The 18,901-nt window shown below is 49.5% G+C and carries 20 protein-coding genes; 11 read left to right on the plus strand and 9 right to left on the minus strand.

Features of this window, described 5'->3' with window-relative positions; all coding sequences use genetic code 11:
* Positions 1-58: 58 nt before the first annotated feature.
* Both Q9291_RS00910 and ispH read right to left on the minus strand, forming a co-directional pair.
* Positions 59-754: a glycosyltransferase gene (locus Q9291_RS00910; protein WP_306388101.1), complete on the minus strand. Its 696-nt coding sequence runs from the start codon at positions 752-754 to the stop codon at positions 59-61.
* A gap of 355 nt (positions 755-1,109) precedes the next feature.
* Positions 1,110-2,087: a 4-hydroxy-3-methylbut-2-enyl diphosphate reductase gene (gene ispH / locus Q9291_RS00915; RefSeq protein WP_306388102.1), complete on the minus strand. Its 978-nt coding sequence runs from the start codon at positions 2,085-2,087 to the stop codon at positions 1,110-1,112.
* A 117-nt stretch (positions 2,088-2,204) separates the two neighbouring features.
* Here ispH and purU point away from each other — a divergent pair, with 117 nt between their 5' ends.
* Entirely contained in the window at positions 2,205-3,059 is an 855-nt protein-coding gene (purU, locus tag Q9291_RS00920) for a formyltetrahydrofolate deformylase (protein WP_306388103.1), read from the plus strand.
* Between the two features lie 73 nt (positions 3,060-3,132).
* Here purU and Q9291_RS00925 read toward each other — a convergent pair whose 3' ends face one another.
* The 3 genes from Q9291_RS00925 to lptM all read right to left on the minus strand — a co-directional run bounded on the left by Q9291_RS00925 (position 3,133) and on the right by lptM (position 4,753).
* On the minus strand, positions 3,133-3,267 hold the full coding sequence (locus tag Q9291_RS00925; protein ID WP_306388104.1) for a hypothetical protein: 135 nt from the start codon (positions 3,265-3,267) through the stop codon (positions 3,133-3,135).
* 106 nt (positions 3,268-3,373) lie between these two features.
* Positions 3,374-4,618 (minus strand): diaminopimelate decarboxylase, encoded by a 1,245-nt coding sequence (lysA, locus tag Q9291_RS00930; RefSeq protein WP_306388105.1) that lies wholly within the window; start codon positions 4,616-4,618, stop codon positions 3,374-3,376.
* Between the two features lie 12 nt (positions 4,619-4,630).
* Positions 4,631-4,753, minus strand: a complete 123-nt coding sequence (lptM, locus tag Q9291_RS14125) for an LPS translocon maturation chaperone LptM (RefSeq protein WP_370530712.1) — start codon at positions 4,751-4,753, stop codon at positions 4,631-4,633.
* 324 nt (positions 4,754-5,077) lie between these two features.
* On the opposite strand from lptM, the gene Q9291_RS00935 reads away from it, so the two are divergent.
* From Q9291_RS00935 to Q9291_RS00960, 6 genes are read left to right on the plus strand one after another with little or no spacing between them, the layout of a single operon-like run.
* A complete protein-coding gene (locus Q9291_RS00935; protein WP_306388106.1) occupies positions 5,078-5,494 on the plus strand; it encodes a type IV pilin protein in 417 nt (138 codons plus the stop codon).
* Between the two features lies 1 nt (position 5,495).
* The gene (locus Q9291_RS00940; protein WP_306388107.1) at positions 5,496-6,008 is read left to right on the plus strand and encodes a GspH/FimT family pseudopilin; all 513 of its coding nucleotides are present in this window, start codon (positions 5,496-5,498) and stop codon (positions 6,006-6,008) included.
* Positions 6,002-6,409 carry a type IV pilus modification PilV family protein gene (locus Q9291_RS00945; RefSeq protein ID WP_306388108.1) on the plus strand — a complete coding sequence of 136 codons (408 nt, stop codon included), beginning with the start codon at positions 6,002-6,004 and terminating at the stop codon, positions 6,407-6,409. Before Q9291_RS00940 ends, Q9291_RS00945 begins: the two co-directional genes overlap by 7 nt.
* Before the next feature lie 14 nt (positions 6,410-6,423).
* The gene (locus tag Q9291_RS00950; protein WP_306388109.1) at positions 6,424-7,578 is read left to right on the plus strand and encodes a PilW family protein; all 1,155 of its coding nucleotides are present in this window, start codon (positions 6,424-6,426) and stop codon (positions 7,576-7,578) included.
* Complete coding sequence (locus Q9291_RS00955; RefSeq protein WP_306388110.1) at positions 7,568-8,263, plus strand: hypothetical protein; 696 nt, start codon at positions 7,568-7,570, stop codon at positions 8,261-8,263. The genes Q9291_RS00950 and Q9291_RS00955 overlap by 11 nt, the downstream gene beginning before the upstream one ends.
* Before the next feature lie 11 nt (positions 8,264-8,274).
* Positions 8,275-12,333: a pilus assembly protein gene (locus Q9291_RS00960; protein WP_306388111.1), complete on the plus strand. Its 4,059-nt coding sequence runs from the start codon at positions 8,275-8,277 to the stop codon at positions 12,331-12,333.
* 239 nt (positions 12,334-12,572) lie between these two features.
* On the opposite strand, the gene Q9291_RS00965 is transcribed toward Q9291_RS00960, so the two are convergent.
* Positions 12,573-12,728 (minus strand): hypothetical protein, encoded by a 156-nt coding sequence (locus Q9291_RS00965; protein ID WP_306388112.1) that lies wholly within the window; start codon positions 12,726-12,728, stop codon positions 12,573-12,575.
* Positions 12,729-13,124: 396 nt separating this feature from the next.
* On the opposite strand from Q9291_RS00965, the gene Q9291_RS00970 reads away from it, so the two are divergent.
* The gene (locus Q9291_RS00970; RefSeq protein ID WP_306388113.1) at positions 13,125-13,538 is read left to right on the plus strand and encodes a hypothetical protein; all 414 of its coding nucleotides are present in this window, start codon (positions 13,125-13,127) and stop codon (positions 13,536-13,538) included.
* Positions 13,539-13,584: 46 nt separating this feature from the next.
* Here the strand turns inward: Q9291_RS00970 and Q9291_RS00975 are convergent, their stop codons facing one another.
* The 3 genes from Q9291_RS00975 to Q9291_RS00985 are packed head-to-tail and all read right to left on the minus strand — an operon-like array spanning position 13,585 to position 15,896.
* A complete protein-coding gene (locus tag Q9291_RS00975) occupies positions 13,585-14,088 on the minus strand; it encodes a DUF1993 domain-containing protein (protein ID WP_306388114.1) in 504 nt (167 codons plus the stop codon).
* Positions 14,089-14,100: 12 nt separating this feature from the next.
* Positions 14,101-15,603, minus strand: a complete 1,503-nt coding sequence (locus tag Q9291_RS00980; RefSeq protein ID WP_306388115.1) for a YifB family Mg chelatase-like AAA ATPase — start codon at positions 15,601-15,603, stop codon at positions 14,101-14,103.
* Between the two features lie 38 nt (positions 15,604-15,641).
* A complete protein-coding gene (locus Q9291_RS00985; protein ID WP_306388116.1) occupies positions 15,642-15,896 on the minus strand; it encodes an accessory factor UbiK family protein in 255 nt (84 codons plus the stop codon).
* 258 nt (positions 15,897-16,154) lie between these two features.
* On the opposite strand from Q9291_RS00985, the gene Q9291_RS00990 reads away from it, so the two are divergent.
* The 3 genes from Q9291_RS00990 (at position 16,155) to Q9291_RS01000 (ending at position 18,891) form a co-directional block, all read left to right on the plus strand.
* Positions 16,155-17,069, plus strand: a complete 915-nt coding sequence (locus Q9291_RS00990) for a TorF family putative porin (RefSeq protein WP_306388117.1) — start codon at positions 16,155-16,157, stop codon at positions 17,067-17,069.
* Positions 17,070-17,130: 61 nt separating this feature from the next.
* Positions 17,131-17,469 (plus strand): P-II family nitrogen regulator, encoded by a 339-nt coding sequence (gene glnK, locus Q9291_RS00995; protein WP_018986930.1) that lies wholly within the window; start codon positions 17,131-17,133, stop codon positions 17,467-17,469.
* A 15-nt stretch (positions 17,470-17,484) separates the two neighbouring features.
* Positions 17,485-18,891 carry an ammonium transporter gene (locus Q9291_RS01000; protein WP_306388118.1) on the plus strand — a complete coding sequence of 469 codons (1,407 nt, stop codon included), beginning with the start codon at positions 17,485-17,487 and terminating at the stop codon, positions 18,889-18,891.
* The last annotated feature ends 10 nt before the right edge of the window (positions 18,892-18,901 follow it).

The following is an 18,901-nucleotide window of genomic DNA, read 5'->3' on the forward strand; positions in this document are numbered from 1 at the left end:
CGGGATGTGTCTGATGTTTTCAATGGTAGGGTTTGGCCAAATGATAGATGCGCGTTGCTTAGGCTGCGTTGTTGATTTCTTCACGTTGGGTGACGTGTAGCGCACGCTCTTTGGCTTCAAACCAGACTTGCGCATGTTCACAGTTGGCATATTCGTGAAAGTAGGGGCCACCCAGGGTGTAGTGAATCAGTGCTGCATCGGGGTTGGGTTCGTTGTAGCCAACCAGATGGTTCCAGCGCTGCGGGATTTCGCCGATCAGGTCGTCATTGTTTAACCATTTGAACTGGTGGAGTTCTAGCCCGGTGGCTGTATTGACGTAATCCGGGGTGAGTGCCTTGCACTTTGCGTTGTTAAACATCATGACGCTGGACCAGTTTTTCTTTTGGTATTTGGTTTGTACCGCATTTAAAAACTTGATGTCTTCTTTGGGTTGGTGATCATGCTTGACGCACATCACGGCATATTGGTCGTCACGCATATTCCATAAATTGACAATGTCTTCAGTGACCAGCATGTCGCAATCCATAAAAATGCTCCAGTCTGTATAGTCGGACAGATATGGTGTTAAAAAGCGTGAAAAAGAAAACTCGGTGGATTGCAATGGGTTACGTTCGCGTTTGTACACAGATTTGAGTTGTGAAAGCATAATCGGCGTAATGCGAACGGGTTGCGTTGCATGTTCGTGAATGCTATGCGACAACACGCTAAACGCACCAATTTCTTTTGGGTCATAACCGATGAAAACATTGATCATTTTTCGCTCCTGAAACGCGTACTATTTTTAGAAGTTCTTATTGAGCAATATTTATGCCGAATAGCTGGAGCGTAGTATTTGGATTTTTCGGGGCGGTGGGCATTTTTCCAATATGGTTTGTTATATGGGTTGGCTCCTGGGTAATGAAGTGCAAGTGACTGTTTTTATTGAGGTTTAAGTGTGTGGATTTTAATTGTTTACGGCTATTGATGGCGGTTGGTTTTATTTAAATGGTTAAGGCAGTGGGTGTGGCGGCAGTGAGGGGTATGGAAGTGTATAGGCTAGATGGTTGATATAAACCATGTGGTTTATATCAACCATTCTGTAGGGTAAGTGGTTCTGGTTACCGGACTGTTCAGACAGGCGAGCGTTTTTCGGCTTTAAGCAGGTTTTTAGGCAACTGAAACACCACATTTTCAACCACGCCTTGCAGTTCTTCAACCTGCTGGGCTCCCATGGTTTGCAAGGCAACAATCACTTCTTTGACCAGTACTTCAGGGGCGGAGGCGCCGGCAGACACGCCAATTTTACGTTTGCCCTGTAGCCACTCGGCTTTCAGGTAGCCGGCGTTATCGACCATATAGGCTTCGACGCCTTGATTTTGGGCGACTTCACGCAGACGGTTGGAATTGGAACTGTTGGGAGAGCCCACAATAATTACGAGGTCGCAATCTTTGGCCATGATTTTGACGGCATCCTGCCGGTTTTGTGTGGCGTAGCAAATGTCATCACTTTTGGGTGATTGAATATCCGGGAAGCGGGATTTGAGGGCGTTAATGACTTGTGCTGCGTCATCCATCGATAGGGTGGTTTGGGTGACATAAGCCAGCTTTTGCGGATTTGCCACTTGCAGCGCCAGCACGTCTTCCGGTGTTTCGACCAGATACATGCCTGCTTCAGATTGTCCCATGGTGCCTTCAACTTCGGGATGGCCTTTGTGACCGATCATGATGATTTCCAAACCATCTTTGCGCATTTTGGCAACTTCGATGTGCACTTTGGTGACCAGCGGGCAAGTGGCGTCGAACGCCGTGAGCCCCATTGACTCGGCTTCGGCACGCACCGCTTTGGAAACGCCGTGGGCACTGAAAATCACAATGCTGCCACTCGGGATTTTTTCCAGGTCATCGACAAAGATGGCGCCTTTTTCGCGTAACTGGCCGACAACAAATTTGTTATGAACGACTTCATTGCGCACATAGATAGGCGCACCAAACTTTTCCAGCGCCTGTTCGACGATGATGATGGCACGATCAACGCCTGCACAAAATCCTCGAGGGTTGGCAAGAGAAATAACAGGTGCATTCATTTCAGTGGCATGGGTTGCTTGCATAGGTTTTTTCCATAGTGAGACTCGGCAGTACGATCGCGCAGTGTTTAACATGCCGCACAAGGCCATGTCCGCATCAGGTATAATCTGGCCTTTTCACGCGTTTTCAAGTTAAATAATATGAAAAACACTGCTACTTTGCTGATTACCTGCCCGGATACCAAGGGAATTGTGGCGGCGATTGCACAATTTTTATATGCGCATAATGCCAATATTTTACACGCAGACCAGCATCAGGATGCGGAAAATAATCTGTTTTTAATGCGTGTGGAGTGGGATATCAGCGATTTTAATGTGCCAGTAAGCCAGTTTGAGCAGGCATTTTCACCGATTGCACAGCGTTTCGAGATGACATGGCAACTCAAACTCACCGAACATAAAACACGCATGGCCATCATGGTTTCGCAATATGACCACTGTCTGGTTGATTTATTGCACAGGCATCATAGCGGTGAGCTTACGTGTGAGATTCCGCTCATTATCAGTAATCACCGCGATACTGAAAAGCTGGCCCATTTTTATGGCATCGACTTTCACTATTTGGCAATGACCAAAGAAACCAAAGAGGTGGTCGAAGCGCAGCAATTTGCCTTGTTTGACCAATACAAGGTGGATTTGATTGTGCTGGCGCGTTATATGCAGATTTTGTCACCTGCCTTTGTCGCACGCTATCCGCAGCGCATCATTAATATTCACCATTCTTTCCTGCCTGCGTTTATTGGCGCACGCCCTTATCATCGTGCATTCGAACGTGGCGTTAAGCTGATCGGTGCCACCAGCCATTATGTGACCGAGGTGCTGGATGAAGGGCCGATTATCGAACAGGATATTGCCCGTATTTCGCACCGTGATCAGGTGGAAGATCTAATTCAGAAAGGCCGCGATCTGGAGCGAGTGGTATTGTCAAAAGCCGTCCGCTGGCACATTGAGCACCGTATTTTGCTGTATGCGAACAAGACAGTGATTTTCGATTAGCAGGGACCCGCCGCAATAAAAAAACCGAAGCAGTTGCTTCGGTTTTTTTATTGCAAATGCAGGCAACTATTCTTCAGCTGATGCATGCAGTGGCGGAATCGGTGGCGCATCCACAGGTGCAATTTCCAGTAAAGTGTTCATCATGCGCGAACACAGGTACCGCATACAAAGCCATCAATGCTAAAAAAGCCAGGACACCTTTTTTCATGACACTCCCCTTGTCGATATGACTGAATACATGGCAGTGAAAACTGCAACTGGCAAGCTGCACGCCGCTAAAGAAAGTGGCAATATCAGCGTGAATCACGCTCGCTTTATGGCAGGAGGCGCTCCAGTTTGAATAAGTCAGCAATCTGTTCGCGCTCACGGATCAGGTGGGTTTGCTCACCGTCTACCAGCACTTCGGCCGCTCGGCCACGTGTGTTGTAGTTGCTGGCCATGCTCATGCCATAGGCGCCTGCGGAATGGATGGCGAGATAGTCACCTTCTGCGATGGCCAAGTCACGGTCATGGCCTAAAAAGTCTCCACTCTCGCATACGGGGCCGACTACTTCATAGGTTTGTACCGGGGCTGCCGAGGGCGCGATGGTGCTTATGCGGTGATAAGCATCGTACAGTGCCGGACGCATCAGGTCATTCATGGCCGCATCGACAATCGCAAAGTTTTTGGTTTCGCCCGGTTTTAAATACTCCACTTTGGTGAGTAATACTCCGGCGTTGCCGACCAGCGCACGCCCTGGTTCAAACAGCACTTTTACCTGGCGTCCGGCCAGTTTCTGCATGATGGCCGCTGTATACGCTTTGAAGTCTGGCGGGGTTTCATCACTGTAGGTAATGCCTACGCCGCCGCCCACATCAATGTGCTGGATGTGAATGTTTTCCGTGGCCAGTGCATCGACCAAGCCCAGCACTTTGTCCAGTGCATCCAGAAAAGGCGACAACTCGGTAATTTGCGAGCCAATATGGCAATCTACGCCATGCACGGCAATATTGGGCATCTGTGCCGCTTGCTTGTACAGGCCGTGCGCGTCTTCAAAGGCGACACCAAATTTGTTGTTTTTCAGGCCGGTAGAAATGTAAGGATGGGTTTTGGCATCCACGTTTGGATTAACACGCAATGAAACCGGCGCGATTTTGCCCATGTCGGCCGCCACTTGCTGAATGCGTTGCAGCTCGTTGGTGGATTCCACGTTAAAACAAAAAATACCTGCTTCGAGTGCTGCATGAATTTCAGCATGTGATTTTCCCACGCCCGAAAACACCACTTTCTGAGGGTCACCCCCTGCGGCCAGTACCCGTGCCAGTTCGCCGCCAGACACAATATCAAAGCCGGCGCCCAAGCGGGCAAACAGATTCAGAATGGCCAGACTGGGGTTGGCTTTTACTGCAAAGCAAATCAGGTGGTCATGCCCGGTCAGGCCTGATTGAAACTGCTCAAAAGCAGTGGTGAGCGCCTGCCTTGAATAAACATATGTAGGTGTTTGATAGGTGCGGGCAATATCAGCCAGTGCAACATTTTCGGTATGTAGCAGGCCATTGAGTGTAGGGAAGGCGGTCACGATAGAGGTCGCTTACTGTTGTTTAGGTTGGGGATACTGACGTTCAGGGATGTACAGGTCACCCTTGAGACCGCAAGCGCTGAGAGATGTTGAAATCAAGGCAAAGATGATCAGGTGTTTCCAGAAAATGCGCATCACTTAAATCCGTGAAAATAAGCTGTATTTTAACATTAAACGCAGCGCTTGCTGCGCAACATCCTCTGGCTCGCCGTTTGTCGGGCGAATGTGGCCACTCGTCAGTTGCGGCTGGACAAGCGTGCGTGGCTTTTGCATGATAAGGGAGCCTCTAATCATTCAAATTGCTAAGCTCGCCTTGGCGTGATTAAAAAATTTAGACGCTGCATATAGGTGGATATGTAAGGAAAAATTTTTATGAGCAACACAGTATCACGATGGAATATGAATGATTAAGGGTGCCCATAAGTTGATCATCAAAGAGGTCTCGCTATGCAGCAGCGCATGTTAAAAAATCAAGGGTGGCAGTCAGGGTTTAGCCTGATTGAAGTGATGGTGGTGGTTGCCATTATCGGCATTCTTGCCAGCATTGCCATGCCGTCCTATCAGGATTACGTCAAAAGTGGCAATGCGATCGAAGCCCCTGCCAATCTTGCCAATTGTCGCGTTCAGGCCGAGCAGTTTTATCAGGATAATTTTACCTATGTTGGCTATAGCTGCACGCCGCAAGAGGTAAAATACTTCGACTACGCCATTGAAAATCAGACTGCGACAAGCTATACGCTGAAAGCGAGTGGCCGCTCGACACAAGGCATGGGGGATTTTGAGTTTACGGTCGATCAGGATAACACCAAGACCTCCAAGTATGACGGTACCGTAGGCACCGGTTGCTGGCTGACCTCTTCTTCCGGGAGTTGTTAGCATGCAACAGCAGGGCTTTTCACTGATTGAACTGGTGGTCACTATCGTGGTGCTGGTCAGTGTTTCAATGGTGGCTATTCCTGCGTTTCAAACCGCCATGGGCAATGCCCAGATTCGCACCGTAGCCGAATCTATCCATCATGGCTTGCAACAGGCTCGAATGGAAGCGATCAAGCGCAATGCAAAAATCAAATTTACATTAGCTACATCCAGTGCATGGCAGTTGGGTTGCGAAACCGTGAGTGCCACTTGTCCTGCATTGCTAAGCAAAAAAAGCGCTGCTGAGGGCGCTTCTGAAAACATTACCATCACGGCAGATGCTTACACAACCACCTTTACCAGCTTCGGCACGCGTGACCCCGCGCAGGCCAATGCGATGTCACAAGTGGATGTGTCAAATGCTGCGGTAGACGCTGACGAGCGCAGGGTATTGCGGATTGTGATCTCTGCCGGCGGGATTGCGCGGGTGTGCGATCCGGCGGTCACGACTGCAGGAGACCCGAGAAAATGCTAATGGGGAAACTGGCCAAATGTCATTTACGCGCGCGTCCGCTGCAAACGGGTTCGGTGTTAATCGAGTCTATGGTAGCCGTGGTGATTTTCAGCATGGGTGTCTTGGCATTGGTTGGGTTGCAAACCGCCATGCTCAAAAACAGCAGCGACAGCCGCTACCGTGCCGAGGCGCAACTCATCGCGCAGACGCATCTTTCGAATATGATGACTTATGGTGCCAGTGCTGCCAGTTATATCAGCCAGGTCGATACAAATAAAATCAAAACACAATTGCCCAATGGCGAGATTGCCTTTTCCGCCATCACCAACAGCATGGTCACCGTGACCGTGCGCTGGCAAGTGCCTGGTGGCAGTGTGCATCAGGTCAATGCCTCCAGTTATTTGTTTGATGTGGTGCCGTGATGATGAAGTTATGCATGGGTAAACCATCAAACGCCAAAAAATGGATTGCGTACAGGCGAACGCAATTTGGGTTGAGTTTGGTAGAGTTGCTGATAGGCATGTTGATTGGCTTGGTCGCCACGCTTGCAATCAGCAATATCTTTAGCAGTTTTGAAGCGCGCAAACGTGTGATTTCCGGGGGGGCAGATGCGCAATCGAGCGGGGTGCTGGCGCTGTACTATATTCAGCGTGATGCGCAAAACGCCGGGTACAGCTTGCCCTTATATAACAGTAGCGATCCTTCGCCATTACTTTGTCCGCTGAATACCTCCATCAATCAGAACGGGGCGGTGATTAATCTATCCCCCGCTGTGATTGAAGATGGCGGCGCAGGCAGTGATATTGTACGTATCCGCTACGGCACATCGCCCAGCGGTGGCGCTTCGGTCAGGGCCACAGGTTTGATGAATGCGCCAACTTTGGATAGTCGTTTGATCGGCTGCCAGGTCAACGATATTGTGTTGTTCCATCAAACACCCGCCAGCCCCAAATGCAGTATGGCACGGATTGAAAAACTGAATGCTGACCGGACGATTAAAAACCTGACCGAGCTGAGTACTGCACCCACTGCAAATCCAGTGACAGATTTGAATGGGGCTGACTGGGTACGTTTTTCGTGTCTGGGCGCCTGGAACCAGTACGAATACCGTGTGAGTGCCGCGCAAGAGCTTACCCGTACAGGCGGCACCATCACCTCCAATCCTTTCCCTGACAGCACTGCCGTGCCGATTGCCAGCGATATTGTGGCATTGCAAGCGCAGTATGGCATTGCCAATACGCTGGATCCCACCTCAGCCTCTGCGACTGCTGCGGCTTATTTAAACCGGGTGGATCAGTGGGTGGATGCCACCGGCGGTTTTGGCACTGGCATGAGTCTGGTTGACCGCAACCGCATTCGGGCGATACGTATTGCAGTGGTGGCCAGAGATGGCGTGTTGCAAAAACAGGCCGTCAGCCAAGCATGCAACGGCGGCACTGTCGGTGTGGGGAAAGTCTGTATCTGGACGGCTGACACCACCCCTGCCAGTGTTGACTTAAGCAGTATCGCTGACTGGCAACGCTACCGTTACCGGGTATATGAAACCGTGATTCCGCTCAGAAATGTAATTTGGAACCGTGATGCCTTATAGCCCTGCTCATCCCGCATTTATACCGTTTGCAGCGCGCAATCAGCGTGGTCTGGTGCTGTTTTTTGCCTTGCTGGCACTGGCTGTGATGTCTTTGGCGGCGGTTGCATTGATTCGCGGTGTCGATACTAATGCTTTGCTCTCCGGCAATATTGTGTTCCGGCAATCCGCCAGCGCGACCTCGAATGTGGCGCTGGAAGGCGTGGCTGAAAATATTGCACGCAACATCACGCTGGCAGACAGCACCAGCCATCGGCCAGGACTGGGCTATTACGCCAATTGCAGCCAGTTTGACACCCATCCCAACGTGTTGGCGTGCGATGGCAGCACATTAACCAGTATGCATTGGGATGATACCAACAGCAGTCTGGTGCCTAGCCAGACCGATGGTAATGATGAAATCCGTAACGGCATGGATCGGCAGGGTAACCAGATTCGCTACATCGTTGAGCGTATGTGCAGCTTCAGTGATGCTGAAATTGCCGCAGGCTCGGCCAAAGCCGATGCCAGTCGCTGCATGATGGCCAGCTCACCCAATAACGGTGCTAACTGTTCGCACAATATCAATAATATCGAGCTGTTTAAACGCTGCATTGCTAACTCTGACTCGCCTTTATACCGCATCACCTTGCGTATTGCAGGGCCTAAGAACACATTGACTTATATGCAGTCCTTTTTCTCTAACTAACGACGGGTGAAATGATGAATATCACTGCATGGATACGAAAAGCAGTCTGGCTCACATTGCTGATGCCTTGCCTGTTGAAAGCAGAGTTTCTTGATTTGGCCACTATGCCGCTGCAAACCTCCGGCAGTTCGGATGTGCTGCCGAACCTGATGTTTGTGCTGGATAACTCGGGCAGCATGGGCTGGAATTACACGCCTGACTGGGCAGTCGGCGAGCCGGATAACAGCAGTTATGATGCCTCTGACTGGCTGTTCAGTAATGCCGCCTACAATACCCAGTTTTATAATCCGACTGTGATTTACTCGCCGCCGGTAGATTACCGGGGGGTGAGTCTTGCGAATCAGACGGCCTATGCGGCAACGTCAGATCGCGCCGATACCCTGTATGGTCGGGTGTATCGCGGCACGTCAGCCTATTATTTTGCCTATGTGCCGGGCGAGTATTGCACCACACCCAATCTGACCAGTTGTATTGTGTCAAAGGTGGCCACAGGGGCATATATATACCCTGCAACCTTGCGCTGGTGTAATTCATCCTCTGCTTCCGGCAAGCGTACGCTGTCGGGTTCCGACCGTTGTCAGGCGATACGCAATACCGTCACCAGCGTGAATGACAGCAATACTTACCGTTATCTGCGCGAACCGCGCGCCACCTACAGACTCACACTGACACGTAATAGTGGCACGGTCACAGTGAGCAGCATCAAAATAAACAATATTGAAATCTTGTCTTCTTCAACTTCGTCATCCTCCAGTAGCACACTGGCCTCAAATGTGGATAGTCGTATATGTGACGGCTCCATCACGGGTAATTGTCTGATCGCGGGCAATTCAGTATCCCGCAGCAGCAATGTGTTGACGATTACTACCTTTGCCGGTGACCCTGTCGATACAGCCAATCCGGTTCAGGTGACCATGTCCGGCAATGGCAGTTATAGCGCGCAACTGGTGACAGCAAGCAGCAGCGATATTCCAGGTAGCCTGGTGTATCAGCAAATCACCAGTAGCCAAAGCAGCTACACTGCACCTGGATCAACGAGCAAAGCGGTTGATCGTACTGACTGTGCAGGCAGTACCTGCACTTACAGTGAAGAACTGAGGAATTACGCGAATTGGGCCACCTACTACAGTACGCGCATGCTGGCGATGAAAACCGCAGCCAGCCAGGCGTTCCAGGCGCTGGATGCCCGTTATCGGGTAGGGTTTGTGACTATTAACAGTGCCAGTAACAACTATTTGCCAATTGCACCGTTTAACGCTACGCAAAAGCAGAACTGGTATAACACGCTGTTTGCGGTGAACCCGACAGGCAGCACGCCCCTGAGAACGGCACTTTCTGGGGTTGGGCGTCATTTTGCCGGAAAGAAAACCTTGGGCAATGATGACCCGATGCAATACGCTTGCCAGCAAAACTTTACGTTGTTGACGACTGACGGTTACTGGAACGATGACTCTTCGACGCCAAGAAGAATTGATGGCTCCACAGCCATTGGCAATCTGGATGGCGGCTCGACCCCGCGCCCGCAATTTGACAGCAGTGGCAAATCCAATACGCTGGCGGATGTGGCGAAGTATTTTTATGATACCGATATTCGCGATGGTGACTTTTCTAACTGTAACGGCTCCTGGGGGACATCCGTGTGCGGCACAGTGACTGATTATCCCAAACAAAATATGGTGACGCTTACTTTAGGCTTGGGTATAGATGGGACGTTAGCCTATACCGATGATTATAAAACCCAGGCGACGGGTGATTTTAAAGACATCACCACTGGCGCCAAAAACTGGGATGACCCCATCAGTAAAACCTCGGGCCAGCGGATTGATGATTTGTGGCATGCCGCAGTCAACGCCGGCGGCACTTATTACAGTGCCAGTAACCCTAAACTGCTGCGCGAGTCGCTGAGTAAAGGTCTGTCTGAAATCAAATCTGTACAAGGTGCGAGTGCCGCGGCAGCAGCCAGTAGTCTGGCGCCGACTAGCGGTGATAACTTTCAATACGTGGCCAGTTACCAGACCGTCAAATGGATCGGTAATCTGGAAGCACGTACGGTGGATGTGCAATCCCTGGAAACCTCGCAAACAGCAGTATGGTGTGTGGAAAATGTGGCGGCAACTACCTGCCCGGCCCCCTCGGTGGAAGCGCGATTGACAGGCAATGGCAGTACGACGATCTATTGCAAAACAGTCAGTTCGAACGAGACTGCTTGTGGTAGTGCTGGTGGCGTGTTGGGCGCAGTGCTGGGCACCAGTGAGCTTTCGTCTTGTTATCAAGAGGTACAAGGTAGTTGCACCGGGCGTTTACAAACGCAGGTGGCAGGCAATAGTCGTAAAATTTATTTTAACTTAAGCGGTGCTTTAGTGAGCTTTAATGCAGATAACCTGCCAGCCGTGCATCAAACCGCGTTGAATAGTGGCTATCTTGCCTTGAGCCAGATGCAGGGCTTGCCTGCGTCTGACCCCAAGATCACGGACGCTAACAAGGTGAGCAAACTGGTGGATTATTTGCGTGGAAACAAAACCTACGAAGATATCAGCCTGAATACAGTCGCCGAAAATCGCTTGTTCCGTGAGCGCCAGGCTACATTGGGGGATATTTCGCAATCGCGCCCGAACTATTTCAAAGTTTCAAACGCGGGGTATCTGGATGCTAATTACACGGCCTATAAGGCCTTGTCCGAATCACGGCTGGCAGCGGTTTATGTCGGCGCCAATGATGGCATGCTGCACGCTTTTAATGCCAATACCGGTGATGAACTATGGGCGTTTATTCCCACTCCGGTGATCAGTAATCTGTCTCATCTTGCTGATAAAGAATACGGGGCGAGTTACCATACCAATTACGTCAATGGCAGCCCGATAGTGGCGGATGTCTGTGTGTCCGGCTGCGGCTCCAGTGGCGCGGTATGGCGTACCATTTTAGTCTCAGGATTAAATGGCGGAGGGCGTGGCTATTTCGCGCTGGATGTGACCAATCCGGCATCCCCCGTCTTGTTGTGGGAATTTAACGCACAAAACACTGGGGCCTTAAACAACATTGGTTTTAGTTTCGGCAATCCGCTGGTGACCAAAATGCTGGATGGTCGTTGGGTGGTGGTGGTTACTTCTGGCTACAATAATGGCACCTATGCCCGTAAACTTAATGATGGTAGCTATGTGAACAATAGTCCGGTAGGGGATGGTGTTGGTTATTTATATGTGCTGGATGCCAATACCGGCAGTTTGCTCAAAACCTTGTCTACCGGTGAAGGTAATGCTGCCGACCCAAGCGGACTGGCCAAGATTTCAGGCTTTGCCGAACAAATGTTTGAAAATAATACGGCAAGCAAAATCTATGGCGGCGATTTGAACGGCAATATTTGGCGCTTTGATATTAACACTGGCGCGGTGACCAAGATTGCCACCTTGCGCGATAGTGGCGGTATCGCTCAGAAAATCACCACGCAGCCTGAGTTGGGCAAGATCGATAACAATATTGTGCTGATGGTGGGGACCGGTAAATTTATTGAGGCCGCTGATTTAACCAACACGCCACAAAACGCTGTCTATACTTTTAAAGATAATAACCAGACCACTGCCATTGGCCGTAGCCAACTGGTTCAGCAAACGCTGGGGGCTGATCGCCGGGTGGCTTCGCCAGCCAGCATCAATTTTGATTCCGGGTATGGCTGGTTTCTCGATTTTCCCGCTGGAGAGCGGGTCAACCTCGATCCTTTGTTATTAAACGGCGTGTTGCTCATGCCAACCACCGTGCCCAGCAGTGCAGCTTGCAGTGGAGCTGGGTATGGCTGGTTTAACTTCTTTGATTATAAAAAAGGTGGCTCGCCACTGGCGAGCGGTTTGGTGTCGGAGCGTATGCTGACACCGGCAGTGGGATATAACATTGTTTATGACAACAAAGGCGTCCCACATGTGGTGGTTACCGGCAGCAATGACCCTACGCCGCAACAGTTAAGTCTGGATGATCAGGTGTTTGGATTATCAAGTTCAGGCACGATTTCAGAGATATTCAAGCAAAAAAGCAACGGCAGTTATGGCACCAAGCAAAGCTGGCACGAGTTGATTCAATAGGCAGTAAAAAAGCCCCGGTCGGGGCTTTTTTATGATTGCAAAGTTATTTCACTTTTTTGGCAAATACATACAAAATAATGCAGATCACAACCAAAATACCAATCAAGGTATAAATACCGCCAGCGCCCAAAAACATAACGTTCCCCTTAGCAGAATAGTGAAGACTTCTAACGCTATTCTAAGCAAAAAAGGGCAGCGTTTTCAAGCGCCCAAGCAATGTGGGTCGCAACGTTAAACAGCTAAACGACTTCCAGCAGCAGTTCGGCAGGTTTGTAGACAGACTGGATATTATTGTCGGCCACAATGTCTTCTGCCAGGTAGATGATGTCTTGTGCTGTAATCAGTTCTGGAATGCTGGCCGCATAAGTCAGGGTGTCATCCAATAATTCGTACATAATCATTCCTTGTTTTTTGGGTCAATATATTCTTAACGTCACAGAACAAAGATTCTTGAGCAATAGTCTCTCGTTCAGTCTTAATTAATTGCAATTCTGTCTATGGGCACCGCTATTTATTCAAATTGCTAAGCCAGGCAAGGCGCGATTAAAAAAGTTTGACGCAGCATATATGTGATATGTAAGGACAAGTTTTTTACGAGCAACGAAGTATCGCAACGGAATTTGAATGCATAGCGGTGCCCATATGAGATGCCTGATCAGACGCATGTTATATTGGATGTGTGAAATTTTAATGAACGCTTGATTGCAGATAAAGGTGCCTTTAAAACGTGCAACAGCAGGCCTGACCGCTTGCGATTGAAAGTGTTTGGTGCCAGGTTCGGGGGTGCGACTATGAACGTGTTACGTATTGGTGGGGGATTGCTGCTCTTGCTTGTATTTGCCCTGGCAGGCTTGTATGGCTACAACCTGTATGGAGATGACGGCCCGGTGCCGCCCAGTGCATTGTCGCAAGCCATTAATCAGTGCGATTTGATCGCAAGTAAAGCAGCCGCCAATTTGCCAGAAGTGCTGCCTTTCCAAAAGCTGGAAAAAGCAGCGAGACAGGCGCGTGTGCTGGATCAATGCATGCAGGATCAAGGGTTTCAGGAAAATCCTGACTGGGTCAGGGCTGCGATGGTCAAATCAGCGCACATTGCAAAACAGCAGCAGATTTCAGAAGGCGAAGCCTACGAAAAACTGCGGCGGGAAGAGATGTTGCAAGGGACGGCAAGTGACCATCCTCTTTATTGGCGCAAGCGACTTTGAGTGTGGCGAGTGCAAGTGATATTGCGTGGGTCATGCCGTCATACAGTTAGCGCTTTTGCCCCAGATAATCGGTTTTGCCCAGTGGTACGCCAAGATGGCGCAAAATATTGTAGGCGGTAGTGACATGAAAATAAACATTGGGCATTGCCCATTTTTCAAGATAGTCCAACCCGCTGAAGGTGAGTTCGGCCTTTCTTATGGTGAGGGTGACCTCTCTGGATTCTGCGCCCGCCACTTGCTCAGCTGTAATGCCTGCTAAAAAACTTACCGTTTTATCAATGCGGGCATAAAGCATCTCAAAGCTGGATTCATCATCTGCATACTGCGGAATTGCAATGTTAGCCAGTCTTGCTCCTGCGCCCTTGCTCATATCGCTCACCAGTTGCACCTGTTTTAGCAATGGGTACATATCTATATAAAGACGGCTGTTCAGAACAGTTTCAGGCGCGACTTTCATCTGAAGTGCATAAGACTCACCCTGCTCAAGAATATGCTTCAGGTTATTTAAGTTGCGGATAAGTGGCGCAATGCTGACATCATATACATTCATCAGGGTTCCTTATTAATGTTCGTAGCGACGATATTGTAATGCCTCAGCAATGTGCGCATCACTCATTGTTTGGCACAACTCTAAATCGGCAATCGTTCTTCCTACTTTTAAAATCCGGTGATAAGCACGCGCAGACAAGCCAAATTTATGCATGGCAGCTTGAAGCAAGTGATTGCCACGTTCATTGAGTTGGCAATGTTCGCTGAGTTCCAGTGGCCCCAAAGCGGCATTTGCTTTGTTCTGGCGAAGAGATTGCTGCTGTCTGGCGGCTTCCACGCGTTCACGTATCTGCGCACTTGTCTCGTTTGCCTGGGCAGCGCTGAGTTCTTCAGGCTTGAGTGCAGGCACTTCAATATTCATGTCTATCCGGTCAAGTAATGGCCCGGAAATCTTGTTTTTGTAGCGCAATATCTGCTCTGGAGTACACCGGCAGCGATGGTTGAAGTGTCCGTAAAAACCGCAGGGGCAAGGATTCATTGCCGCGATCAGTTGAAACTGTGCAGGGAAAGTCGCCTGTCTGGCTGCCCGTGAAATAGTGATGTGGCCGCTTTCCAGGGGTTCGCGCAAGACTTCCAGCACTTTGCGGTCAAATTCCGGCAGCTCATCCAGAAACAATACGCCATGATGGGCGAGGCTAATCTCACCTGGCCGTGGCACACTGCCGCCACCCACCAGAGCAATCCCTGAAGCGGTATGGTGCGGGGCCCGAAATGGGCGACGTTTCCACAAGTGCGCAGGAAACTGGCCTCCAAGCGACAAAATGGCAGCACTTTCCAATGCCTCCTGTGTAGACATGGTTGGCAGAATTCCAGAAAAACGCTGTGCCAACATGCTTTTCCCGGTGCCTGGTGGTCCGCTCATCAGTACGCTATGCTGCCCTGCCGCAGCGATTTCCAATGCACGTTTAGCGCGCAACTGGCCTTTGACCTCGCAAAAATCCGGCCATTGCTTAGAGGTGTCTATTGGACTGATCGATTGTTGTTGTGGCAACAATTGTTTGCCGGATAAATGCGCACATACGGCAAGCAGGCTATCGGCAGCGTAGACCGTGGTGCCATCCACCAAGCTTGCTTCACACGCACTTTCTTGGGGTAGGATAGCTGCTTTGAGAGGGCCGGCCTGTTTTGCGAGTTGGAAAGTCATTGCCAGTGCGCCACGAATGGGGCGCAAGGCACCCGTCAACGCCAACTCCCCGGCAATCACATAGTCGGCCAACCGGGTTTTGGGTAGCTGGCCTGAAGCTGCCAAAATGCCCAGCGCAATTGGCAAATCATAACGCCCGCCTTCTTTAGGTAAGTCAGCTGGGGCCAAGTTCACTGTGATCCTGCGAGAAGGAAACTCAAACTGCGCGGTTTGAATGGCAGCCCGCACACGATCCTTACTCTCTTTCACCTCTGTCTCAGGCAATCCAACAATGGTGAAACTGGGGAGCCCATTGGCCAGATGCACTTCAACGACCACTTCTGGTGCATCCATGCCGCTCAGTGCGCGGCTATATAGAACAGCAAGGCTCATGTCGCATTCCAGAGGATTGAAATGCTAACAATTGTAAATTATTTTTTACCTTCTGTTGCCTGTAAGCCCTCCAGAGCCTCTATTTTTTCTTCCAGACTGCGTAACTGTAGCTGGGTACGCGCTAATAGCGTGGCTTGAATATCAAACTCCTCGCGTGAAACAAGTTCCATTTTGGTGAGAGCGCCCTGAAATAGTGCATGAATATTAGATTCAAGCTCCGAAACAGGGCTGGACTCTACTAATTCTCTGATTTTTAAAGATAATTCTTTTATTTTTTCACTTGGAAAGTGCATATTCTGGGCTCCTTTTTTATGAATTTTAACATGCACAGTATACATAAAGGTATGGATAATGCGCTGTTTATGGTTGGGAAATTATTAAAAACAGTATTTTATTGAATTTATATAACTATTTAAATTAAGTTTTAATTTTAAGTTATTGATTATTATTGTTTATGTTGATTGGCACGTGATTTGCTTTTACCGCAATGTTGTTTCATTCTCGTTTACAACAATTCGATCAAAGATATTTAAAGAGAGAGGGCTCATATAATGCGTCAATCAATTTTGCTAACAGCAATACTAGGCACCTTGTCATTCGCACAAGTTTCATACGCAGATGAAGTGGCTAAAGAAGAGGCTTCAGACTGGGATGCAACTGCAAACATCAGTTTCGTTTCTGACTACTACTTCCGTGGTCTTTCACAAACATGGCATAAACCAACTGCGCAAGGCGGTTTGGACATTACTCATTCAAGTGGGTTCTATGCAGGCGTTTGGGGCTCTGCTGTAACACCAAATACCTATCCAGATGCAAATACAGAAATCGATGTATATGCCGGTTTCAACGGTAGTATTCCAGCCGTTGAAAAACTTGGCTACACAGTGGGTGTTTACAGCTATATGTATCCAGGTGGCTCATGGAAGAAGTATGATGGACTGACCGCTGACCAAGGTAAAAAATCTGGTGGTAAATGGGATACTACAGAATTAAACGTTGGCTTATCTTATGATTGGATAAGTGCAAAAGTATCTTACTCATTAACTGACTGGTTTGGTGCTGAAAAGGCAACAGGTTGGGATGGCAGTACAAAAGGTTCAACATATTTTGAATTGAACGCTGCTTATCCATTACCATGGTGGGACTTAACCTTAATTGGTCACGTAGGTCATATGAATGTTGCTGGTAAATTGCAAGCTAGTGGCTTCCCCACAGCAAACGGCGCAGCTGGTACATACGAAACCAACCCTGACTATACTGACTGGAAATTAGGGCTGAGTAAAGGTTTTGCAATTGGCAAGTCTGAAGGCTGGGCTGCAGGTTTGTATTGGGTTGAAGCCAGCAACGACAGATATTGGGGTGGTGGCTACGGTGGCACAAGCTTTAGTCGTTCAATCAACGGTACAACCGAAACTAAAGATTTGAATGATGGCCGCTTCGTTTTCACACTGGGCCGTACGTTCTAACTAAATAAGTTTGAGTTCTGGCAGGCGTAGTGTCTGCCAGAGTTAACAACGGGAGAAGCAAATGAAATTTGTATCCGCAATAATCAAGCCGTTCAAGCTTGATGAGGTGCGTGAAGCCTTGTCCAATATTGGTGTGCAAGGGATCACCGTCACCGAGGTCAAAGGATTTGGTCGTCAAAAAGGCCATACCGAGTTGTATCGTGGGGCAGAGTACGTCGTTGATTTTCTGCCAAAAGTGAAGCTCGAAGTCGCTATCAAGGACGATATGCTGGATCAGGTAGTCGATGCCATTGAAAAAGCGGCCGCGACAGGCAAAATCGGTGATGGCAAAGTCTTTGTCTTCGATTTGGAACAAGTTTATCGTATCCGTACCGGTGAAACCGGTCCGGATGCGTTATAAGAGGGGGCTTCAGTTATGAAGAAAATTCTTTCTGTGTTATCACTGGTTGCGCTGATGGGTCTGGCAGCTACGCCGGCCAGCTACGCTGAAGAAACCGTAGTAGAAACCGTGACTATTGAAGAGACTGTTGCACCAGATGCAGCGCCAGCTGCCGAGGCACCAGCCGCTGCTGAAGCGGCACCAGCAGAAGCTGCAGCCGAAGCGCCTGCAACCCTGGATGTTGGCAGTACTGCATTTATGATTGTGGCGACTGTGCTGGTGATTTTGATGACCATCCCTGGTTTGGCCTTGTTTTATGGCGGTTTGGTACGTCAGAAAAACATGCTTTCTGTGTTGATGCAAGTGTTCGTTGTGTTCTCCATGGTGTCGGTGATTTGGGCGGCTTATGGGTACAGTGCGGCATTTAGCGAAGGCAACATGGTGGTGGGTGGCTTGAGCAAGGCATTTCTGGCGGGCATTACGCCTGACAGTTTGTCTGGCGTAATTCCAGAGTATGTATTTCTGACCTTCCAGCTGACTTTTGCAGCCATTACTCCAGCGCTGATTGTGGGCGGGTTTGCCGAGCGTATGAAATTTTCAGCCGTGCTGTTGTTTACCGCGCTGTGGGTGACATTTGCTTACGTGCCAATCGCGCATATGGTATGGGGTGGCGGTTATTTGGGTTCGCTGGGTGCTAAAGACTTTGCCGGTGGTACGGTTGTACACATTAACGCGGGTATTGCTGCGCTGGTGGGTGCCATCATGTTGGGTAAACGTATCGGTTACGGTAAAGAAGCCATGCCTCCGCACAATCTGGTGATGACCATGGTCGGTGCTGCATTGCTGTGGGTGGGTTGGTTTGGCTTTAACGTAGGTAGCGAACTGGCTGTTGACGGTGTTGCTGGCATGGTGCTGATTAACACACAACTGGCGACTGCTGCTGCCGTGTTAGGCTGGATTTTTGCCGAGTGGTTGTTCAGAGGTAAACCAAGTATGCTGGGTGCTGCTTCAGGTGCTGTGGCTGGCTTGGTGGCGATTACGCCTGCTTGTGGCTTCATCGGTCCGATGGGTTCCATCATTCTGGGCTTTACCGCCAGCTTTGTCAGCCTGTGGGGCGTGACCAAGTTGAAAGGTGCGCTGGGTTATGACGATTCACTGGATGTATTCGGCGTACACGGTTTGGCTGGTATCTGGGGTGCTGTAGGCACCGGTATCCTGATGTCTCCTGGCTTGGGTGGCGTTGGTTACGCTGAAGGTGTTACTATGGGCGGTCAAGTCACTACGCAAATCATTGCAGTGGTGGTGACGATTGTCTGGACAGGTATCGTGAGTGTGATTCTTTACAAAGTTGTAGACATGCTGGTAGGTCTGCGTGTGAGCGAAGAATACGAGCGCGAAGGCTTGGATACAACCGAGCATGGTGAGCGTGCTTATAGCATGTAAATAATGCGTA

This window comes from Methylophilus aquaticus (genome assembly GCF_030769565.1).
Taxonomy (GTDB): domain Bacteria; phylum Pseudomonadota; class Gammaproteobacteria; order Burkholderiales; family Methylophilaceae; genus Methylophilus; species Methylophilus aquaticus.

What these genes read in the sequence shown, in the direction of transcription:
- Q9291_RS00955 (WP_306388110.1), top strand. Translation starts at nt 7,568, where the DNA reads ATGCCTTATAGCCCTGCTCATCCCGCATTTATACCGTTTGCAGCGCGC.
- Q9291_RS00910 (WP_306388101.1), bottom strand. Translation starts at nt 754, where the DNA reads ATGATCAATGTTTTCATCGGTTATGACCCAAAAGAAATTGGTGCGTTT.
- ispH (WP_306388102.1), bottom strand. Translation starts at nt 2,087, where the DNA reads ATGCAAGCAACCCATGCCACTGAAATGAATGCACCTGTTATTTCTCTT.
- Q9291_RS00990 (WP_306388117.1), top strand. Translation starts at nt 16,155, where the DNA reads ATGCGTCAATCAATTTTGCTAACAGCAATACTAGGCACCTTGTCATTC.
- Q9291_RS00945 (WP_306388108.1), top strand. Translation starts at nt 6,002, where the DNA reads ATGCTAATGGGGAAACTGGCCAAATGTCATTTACGCGCGCGTCCGCTG.
- purU (WP_306388103.1), top strand. Translation starts at nt 2,205, where the DNA reads ATGAAAAACACTGCTACTTTGCTGATTACCTGCCCGGATACCAAGGGA.
- Q9291_RS00965 (WP_306388112.1), bottom strand. Translation starts at nt 12,728, where the DNA reads ATGTACGAATTATTGGATGACACCCTGACTTATGCGGCCAGCATTCCA.
- lptM (WP_370530712.1), bottom strand. Translation starts at nt 4,753, where the DNA reads ATGCGCATTTTCTGGAAACACCTGATCATCTTTGCCTTGATTTCAACA.
- Q9291_RS00925 (WP_306388104.1), bottom strand. Translation starts at nt 3,267, where the DNA reads ATGAAAAAAGGTGTCCTGGCTTTTTTAGCATTGATGGCTTTGTATGCG.
- Q9291_RS00985 (WP_306388116.1), bottom strand. Translation starts at nt 15,896, where the DNA reads ATGCACTTTCCAAGTGAAAAAATAAAAGAATTATCTTTAAAAATCAGA.
- Q9291_RS00970 (WP_306388113.1), top strand. Translation starts at nt 13,125, where the DNA reads ATGAACGTGTTACGTATTGGTGGGGGATTGCTGCTCTTGCTTGTATTT.
- Q9291_RS00940 (WP_306388107.1), top strand. Translation starts at nt 5,496, where the DNA reads ATGCAACAGCAGGGCTTTTCACTGATTGAACTGGTGGTCACTATCGTG.
- Q9291_RS00935 (WP_306388106.1), top strand. Translation starts at nt 5,078, where the DNA reads ATGTTAAAAAATCAAGGGTGGCAGTCAGGGTTTAGCCTGATTGAAGTG.
- glnK (WP_018986930.1), top strand. Translation starts at nt 17,131, where the DNA reads ATGAAATTTGTATCCGCAATAATCAAGCCGTTCAAGCTTGATGAGGTG.
- Q9291_RS00960 (WP_306388111.1), top strand. Translation starts at nt 8,275, where the DNA reads ATGATGAATATCACTGCATGGATACGAAAAGCAGTCTGGCTCACATTG.
- Q9291_RS01000 (WP_306388118.1), top strand. Translation starts at nt 17,485, where the DNA reads ATGAAGAAAATTCTTTCTGTGTTATCACTGGTTGCGCTGATGGGTCTG.
- Q9291_RS00950 (WP_306388109.1), top strand. Translation starts at nt 6,424, where the DNA reads ATGGGTAAACCATCAAACGCCAAAAAATGGATTGCGTACAGGCGAACG.
- Q9291_RS00975 (WP_306388114.1), bottom strand. Translation starts at nt 14,088, where the DNA reads ATGAATGTATATGATGTCAGCATTGCGCCACTTATCCGCAACTTAAAT.
- Q9291_RS00980 (WP_306388115.1), bottom strand. Translation starts at nt 15,603, where the DNA reads ATGAGCCTTGCTGTTCTATATAGCCGCGCACTGAGCGGCATGGATGCA.